This is a genomic window from Nitratidesulfovibrio oxamicus (assembly GCF_015731765.1).
Lineage (GTDB): Bacteria > Desulfobacterota > Desulfovibrionia > Desulfovibrionales > Desulfovibrionaceae > Cupidesulfovibrio > Cupidesulfovibrio oxamicus.
Genome location: NZ_VRYY01000483.1, coordinates 1 through 1,733, shown reverse-complemented (window position 1 = coordinate 1,733; position 1,733 = coordinate 1). Strand labels below are relative to the sequence as shown.

3 protein-coding genes are annotated in these 1,733 nt (G+C 65.8%); 2 read left to right on the top strand and 1 reads right to left on the bottom strand.

Annotation, left to right across the window (positions count from 1 at the left end; all coding sequences use genetic code 11):
• The first annotated feature begins 264 nt into the window (after positions 1-264).
• Positions 265-942 carry a flagellar type III secretion system pore protein FliP gene (fliP, locus tag FVW20_RS14290; protein ID WP_196610141.1) on the top strand — a complete coding sequence of 226 codons (678 nt, stop codon included), beginning with the start codon at positions 265-267 and terminating at the stop codon, positions 940-942.
• Positions 943-955: 13 nt separating this feature from the next.
• Entirely contained in the window at positions 956-1,225 is a 270-nt protein-coding gene (fliQ, locus tag FVW20_RS14285) for a flagellar biosynthesis protein FliQ (RefSeq protein WP_012613325.1), read from the top strand.
• Positions 1,226-1,388: 163 nt separating this feature from the next.
• Here the strand turns inward: fliQ and FVW20_RS14280 are convergent.
• Positions 1,389-1,733: TrmH family RNA methyltransferase (locus tag FVW20_RS14280; protein WP_307831558.1), on the bottom strand; the 345-nt coding region annotated here is incomplete at its 5' end.

The following is a 1,733-nucleotide window of genomic DNA, read 5'->3' as shown; positions in this document are numbered from 1 at the left end:
GGCCAGACCGCCGCTCCGGACGCCCCCCGTCAGGACACCCCCCGTCAGGACGCCACGTGCGCGGCAGCCGTCCGCCCCCTTGTCCCGGCTTCCTGCGACCTGCCCGTGGGGCACGCCCCTCTGCCGGGCAGGCCCCAACTGCCCGACGCCATCCGTTCCGTCTCCGCCTGTCGCCTGCTTTCCCTGGTCACCGCGTTGCTGCTGCCCCTGTCGCTTCTGTCGTTGCTGGGCGGCGGCGTGGCCCATGCCGCGCAGGACCTGGTCATGCCCACCATGCAGCTTACCCTTGGCGCGGGCCAGACCGAGCCGGAAAAGGTATCGCTGCTGCTCGAAATCCTGTTCATGCTCACGGTGCTGTCGCTGGCCCCGGCCATCATGCTTACCGTGACCAGCTTCACCCGCATCATCATCGTGTTCCACTTCATCCGCCAGGCGCTGGGCGTGCAGCAGCTGCCGCCCTCGCAGGTGCTGGCCAGCCTTGCCATTTTCATGACGGTGGTGATCATGATGCCCGTGGGCAAGCAGATCAACGACACCGCCCTGCAACCCTACCTCGAGGAACGCATAGGCTTCAACGAGGCGCTGGGCAACGCCCAGGTGCCGCTGCGTTCGTTCATGTTCAAGCACACCCGCGAGAAGGATCTGTCGATCTTCTACGCCATCACCAAGATGGAGCAGCCGCGCACCAAGGAAGAGGTGCCCACGGTGATGCTGGCCGCCGCCTACGTCATCAGCGAGCTGAAGACCGGGTTCACCATCGGCTTCCTGATCTACATTCCGTTCCTGGTGCTGGACATGGTGGTGTCCAGCATCCTGCTGGCCATGGGCATGATGATGCTGCCGCCCATGATGGTATCCATGCCCTTCAAGCTGCTGCTCTTCGTCATGGTGGACGGGTGGGCGCTGCTGGTGGGGTCGTTGGTCAACAGTTTTGCGGTCTGAAGAGGTACGTCGCATGACGCCGGAAATGGTCATTGCCTTCGCGCGCCAGTCCATCGAAATCGCCCTGCTCATCTCCCTGCCCATGCTGGGCGTGGGGCTGGTGGTGGGCGTGGTGGTCAGCATCATTCAGGCCGCCACCCAGATCCAGGAGATGACCCTGTCGTTCATCCCCAAGATCGTCTCCATCTTTCTTGCGCTGCTCATCTCGTTTCCGTGGATCATGGACAAGATGATCACCTACACGCGCGAGGTGTTTCTGAATATCCCCAATTATATCAGGTAGGCTGCGCCGCCTTGCGCGGTCCCGGTCGGGTATGGCCGGGCACGGAAAAGCCCCTGTCCTTCCGGTGGAAGGGCAGGGGCCTTTGTGTTGTCGCGGGTCGGGTTCGGAAGGGGCCGCAGGGGGGGCGGGGGAACGCCCCGCGCGCCAGACGGGCGTGCTGTGGCTAGCCCTTGTGGCGGCGCGCCGCGAAGCACCCCACCAGGATGGCCCCGGCCTGGGCCACGTTCAGCGAATCGAAGTCGCGGGCCATGGGAATGGACAGGGTGAAGTGGCACCGCTTGGCCACGTTGGGCCGGATGCCGCTGTCCTCGTTGCCCAGCACCAGCACGGCGGGGGTGCGCAACGGCTCGGTGAACGGGTTGCGCGGCCCGCTGCCGGGCTTGCCGTCCGTTCCCGGCGCGGCCCCGCCAGCAGCATAGATGGTGTATCCCGCCGCGTCGGCCTCATCCAGCGCGCGGGCCAGGTTGGTCACCTTGGCCACGGGCAGCTTTTCCAGCGCCCCGGCGGC